Below are 4,996 nucleotides of genomic sequence, written 5' to 3' on the forward strand. Positions count from 1 at the left end.
GCGCTTGCCAGCGTACTCGGCGTCGGCGAAGGTCATCTGCTTCATCGGGAAACTCGGTGGGTGGGGTCGCGGTATTTTGCCAAATCAGAAAGTCTTTTTCAGAGTTTCCCTAGCAGCTCTGGAGAGGCGGCATGTGCGAGCTCGTAGAGCGCCTCGATCTTCAGCAACGCTTGCAGCACCATATTTCTTCTGTAGTCGATAGTCGGTGAGGGCTGCTCGAATCTCATTTTTGGGGCATCTCCTGCTGAACAGTCGTGTCGTTGTGATCGAGCTTGCTTCCTGCTCCTCCGTGTTGCAGCAGGAAGTGCTCGGTTGGTGAGAGTAGTTTTTTTACTGTGTCGATCAGCGGCTGGTTCAACCCGAGTAATCAGCGTTCGGCAAGGCTTGCGGCCAAAAGCGCACGGTTTCCGTCGACCTGCTCGGGCTCGATGAGGTCCTGGGCAACCTGGCGTTTCGCGTTGAGCAGTTGCCACAGTTGCTCGTCGATCGTGGCCTCGACCAGTGGGATCTTCACCACGACCATGCGGAGCTGGCCGTTGCGGTACGCGCGGTCCTCGGCTTGTTCCTGCTGACCGGGAGTCCAGGGCAGACCGAGGAAAAACACGTAGTTCGCCGCAGTGAGGTTGTTGCCCGTCCCGGCGGCCGCCGTGGTGCAGATGAACACCCGGCAGTCGGAATCCTGCTGGAAGCGATCGATCGCCTTCTGCCGCTTGGTAAGCGAGTCATTGCCCACCAGCGTGACGCAGCCGAGCCCGGCCTGCTCGCAGAGTTCCTTCAGCGCAGCCACGGTCGGCTTGAACTCGCAGAACAGGATCACCTTGTCCTCGGCGTCGAGCTCGCTCAGCAGGTCCATCGCCACGCGAACCTTCACCGTTTCCAGGTAACGCCGCAGCGCGCCGAGTCGCGCGAAAATCGGTCGGTCCTCGAGGCGCAGCACGTCGTACTGCTGCCGTTCCTCGGTGGAGAGGGCCACCTTCAGCAACTGCCGCTGCTTGCCCTTGAGGCTGGGCAGCACATCCTTGCGCCTGCGCAGCATCCAGTCACCCAGCTCCGCCCGCAGACTCTGGCGGAACTCCGGGTTGCCGGCGAAGCGGTCGCAGAACTCTTTCAGCGGCAGTTGTCCGATGGGGTGGCCTGAGAGGCGAAGCAGGGTGTGCAGCTCGGTTTCACGGTTGAGCACCGGCGTGCCGGTAAGCAGGTAGCGGTTCGGCACTTGGGCGGCAATGTCGAAACCGTGCCGCGTGCATTGCGCCGTCGGTTCCTTCATCCGCTGCGCCTCGTCGATGACCATCACGGCGAAGCGCGAAGCGTTGGCGACGAAGGGGCTCAACTGCTCGTAGTTGACCAGGATCCACTGCGCCTCTGGGTTGTCCTGCTGGATGGCCACGGTGGCCGAGGGATAGACCTCCTGGATTTCGCGCTGCCAATTGATCAACAGGGTGGCCAGGGTGATGACCAGAATTGGCCTGCCCGCCGCTCGGATCGAAGCGGCGATGACCGCCTGGCGGGTCTTGCCCAATCCCATGTCGTCGGCCAACAGGGCGCTGGTTCTCTGCAGCAAGTGAGCGATGCCGGCAGGCTGGTGGGCCAGTAGCGAGTAGCCCTGAAGCGCCGCCTCGATATCAGCCGAGCTGTACTCGGTGCGCTCGATCTCTGGCACCGCGGCGAGGTAGATGTCACAAGCTGACTCGTCCTCCAGGGATGGCGCTGCCGGTTCCTGCTGTGGACCGCCGATGCTCATGCTGGGCAGCTCGGTCGCCGGCGCGAAGCTACCGTCGCTGAGCAGCTCCTGGACGGTATCCAGTATCTCGAATTGTTCCTCGGCGAGGCCAAGCTCCAGGATCAGGTTGCTGCGGAGCAGCTCAGGTGTGGCGTCGATGCGCCAGGAGCTCGATGGGCGCAGGAACACCCCGCGCATCCGCCGAGCCACCGCCACCACACCGGGATGGAACTCGCCTGACAGCAAGACGCCGCCCTCGGCCAGCGGCGCGATGCGCAGCAGCAAACCCCAGGTGAAGGCCTGTCGGTCAAGCGAGGCCTGTGCAGATTCGACCATGCCGCTGAAGTCCCGCCAGGACTGTGAGTGGAGGCCTCCAGCGAGCTCGGCGAGTCGGTTGTACAGCGAGTCCAGTTCGGGCAGCAACTTGCCCTTGGGGACCCGCCAGTAGCGGTGCAACGGATGCTCCCGGGCGCTGATGAAGAAGCCGGACAGTTCCAGCAGCGCGCGGTTGCTGCCTGCGATGTAGGGGATCTTCAAGCCGAAGTCGTAGCCGTCGAAGATAGCCCGCTGCAGAAGCGTCGAAGGAGTCGCGGAGGTACGGTTGACCAGGCGTGGACGGCTCATCGGTTTTCCAACCGAGTGAGCAGCCACTTCGCCGTGGCTTCGGCGAGGCCCGCCTTCCAGCGACCATCGGCGAAGCGTGTCATGTGGACGGTCATGTCGGGCCAGTTCAGGTTCGTCGCTATGGCTCCAGAGCGAATCCGTTCCATGAACCAGCGGTAAGCCTGGCCGGCAGGGGAGTCTGCCGGTACGGGGTCATTATCGAGTTTGCGCAGTTGCACCGTAGAAAGGTGCTGGGGATTCCAGGGCCTACCTAGTGGCTCGCCATGCTCACGCCTGAGCTCCAGTTCGGCAGAGGCCAGTGGACGGCCAGCCTCACGTACTGAGAGCAGTCGGCAGTCTCCTCGATAGGCGGCCTGGTCGTAGCTATCGATGCAATGGGCCAGCGCGATATGTTCGGCATAGAGATCGGCAGGGCAGCGGAGCTCGACAATCTGCAGGCCATTGGGGCAATCGATAAGGCTGACAGGCAGCATTCCCTCCCAGGTGGTGTACTCGTCGGTGTCGACCAGATCGGGCAGGCTGCTCTGTACTGTGGCGCGCAGTTCCCTCTGGACCTGGTGGTAGTCGTCCACCAGGTTGCCAGCCTGTCGGTAGGTACAATGACCCAGATACGCCTTCAGGGCGCTGCGCGCCTGCCGAACAACCTGTGAGTTCCCCTGGTCGAGGGCGGTATAGAACTCCTTGATGTCTCTCAGGCGTGCAGTGATTGCAAGCCATGCCGGATCCTGCCAATCCAAGGGGCAGCCGTTGAAGAGCCGGTTGTAGTCAGGCTTGGCGTTGTGAATCTGCCAGGGGATCGCATTGTAGGCGGCATAGAAGGCTGTCCATTGAGCGCGAGTGATCGGACGCCGGTTACCTAGCGATGCTGCCATAAGGAGAGTATGCCATCCCGAATATCGGCCTTCCCGTTTGCGATGGAAGAGAGCTCCTCCCGCACGGCCGGGACTGACGTGACTAAGAAATCGAATCGAGGCCCGTGGCGCCTGAAATAGCCAGGCGAAAAAGTTGATGACCGAAATCCCTTCGTCCGCGACCTGCCCAAGAATACGGCCCATATCGAGGTACAAGTCGCATGGCACGGCGGCGGCCTGCGGTCGTTCACTGACAAGCAGGGAAAAAGGGCAAGGAAGGAAATGGCAGATGCTCTCGCCGTTGTCGTTGGTCGTCGTGTGAGGCCAGACTCCCTCCTCGCAATCCACCAGTAGCGGCGTCAAGACCGGCTGAGCCTTCAGCATCTGCAGCCGGCGCGCCTGGTTGCCTTGAGCCAGCCAGTTGTAGAGCTGGGGCGAGAGGCACCGAACCGAGCGGATAGCGAACAGCAGGTCTTGGTCCAGGAACTGCCTGAAGGTTCGCAAGACCGCTCCGATCTGCTTCAGGTAGAACTGGCGCCTCGGCGAGTAGTAGCGATTGTGGCTGACTGATGGATACTGACTCTTGGGGAATGAGCCGAGGTCCTCCCGGGCCAACTGAGTCGCCAACCCATGCGCCCGCTGGGTGTAAGAGCTGAGTACAGGAACGGCATCGTCGAACTTCTGGAGGCGCTGCAGCAGCTTCAACGCTCCGGCTGGGGAGGGTGCGCTTGCTGGGACACGATGGGCAGGCCTGCACTCCCACGCACCGATCAGTTGACCGTCGAACACCTGGAGCAGTGGCCCTGCACGCATGATGGTGTAACGCACACCGTTGTCAGCAGCGACGGTGATGCACCAGCACCTGGTCGTAGAGGTGCTGCGCAGGTAGTGACGGATGAACTTGGTTCGAGCTGTCCCTGCGAGGGAGAAATGCGTTGCCCAGGTATTGGCAACGGCGAGCTGCCGCTCGCTGTAACGGGCTAGGGATGGATCCGGCAACTGCTCGGTAGGGGAGGCGTTATCGAGTGGTGGCAAGCGCTTGCTCCTGTGTAAGCGAGTAGCACTGTGGCCGGCCGGTGTGTTGCGTATCGACCGAAAATGCTCAGCCCGGTTTGAAAGTATTTCTCTTTCTTATGAGGCGGGGTTGGTGAGGAAGATGGTGACGGGCATGTGAACTAGCTGTGATAACTGCACAGCTCTGAGGTAGAAATTATAAGTCCCGCATATGCGGGACTTATTAATTGGTGCTAACAGCCCTACAGAGCTTGCACTTGTTCGGCCTGCGGGCCTTTGGCGCCTGCGGTAACGAAGAAGCTTACACGCTGCCCTTCGTCAAGGGACTTGTAACCGCTAGCTTCGATCTGTCGGAAGTGAACAAAAACATCTGCGCCGCTTTCCGGGGTGATGAAACCGAAACCTTTAACTTCGTTAAACCACTTAACAGTACCAGTTTGGCGAGTTGCCATGATGTATATCTCCAAAATTTGAGAGTGCGCAGGTTCAAAGCCTGGCTAGAGCTGAATGCAGAGAGAAGACAAACCGAGGAGATGAGGATCGAACAGACTGAACATCAAGGCGGGACGCTAAACTGGGCACGCAGTAGAGACCACCATACAGGTTTCGGTGAGATTAGATAGCTTTCATTTTACCGAGGTGAGAAACCTGACGGACGGCGGCCATGAGTGGAAGCTAGGGATGGTCTGAAGTAGCCATGTATTTCCCCGGCATACCACCTAGCGCAACTTTTAAACTCGCCAAATGATCAAAAAACAATCAATTCGACGAGTATTTCTTACGTTTT

The 4,996-nt window shown here is 60.1% G+C and carries 4 protein-coding genes; all 4 read right to left on the reverse strand.

Features of this window, described 5'->3' with window-relative positions:
* Positions 1 to 98 precede the first annotated feature (98 nt).
* Entirely contained in the window at positions 99 to 227 is a 129-nt protein-coding gene (locus FFS27_RS33855) for a hypothetical protein (protein ID WP_256659684.1), read from the reverse strand.
* A 140-nt stretch (positions 228 to 367) separates the two neighbouring features.
* A complete protein-coding gene (locus FFS27_RS28425) occupies positions 368 to 2,344 on the reverse strand; it encodes a DEAD/DEAH box helicase (protein WP_016851611.1) in 1,977 nt (658 codons plus the stop codon).
* Positions 2,341 to 4,230 carry a hypothetical protein gene (locus tag FFS27_RS28430; RefSeq protein ID WP_016851610.1) on the reverse strand — a complete coding sequence of 630 codons (1,890 nt, stop codon included), beginning with the start codon at positions 4,228 to 4,230 and terminating at the stop codon, positions 2,341 to 2,343. Before FFS27_RS28430 ends, FFS27_RS28425 begins: the two co-directional genes overlap by 4 nt.
* Positions 4,231 to 4,451: 221 nt before the next feature.
* The gene (locus FFS27_RS28435; protein ID WP_003105733.1) at positions 4,452 to 4,661 is read right to left on the reverse strand and encodes a cold-shock protein; all 210 of its coding nucleotides are present in this window, start codon (positions 4,659 to 4,661) and stop codon (positions 4,452 to 4,454) included.
* Positions 4,662 to 4,996 lie beyond the last annotated feature (335 nt).

This window comes from Pseudomonas sp. 2VD (assembly GCF_005503585.1).
In the GTDB taxonomy this organism is placed as follows: Bacteria; Pseudomonadota; Gammaproteobacteria; order Pseudomonadales; family Pseudomonadaceae; genus Pseudomonas; species Pseudomonas aeruginosa.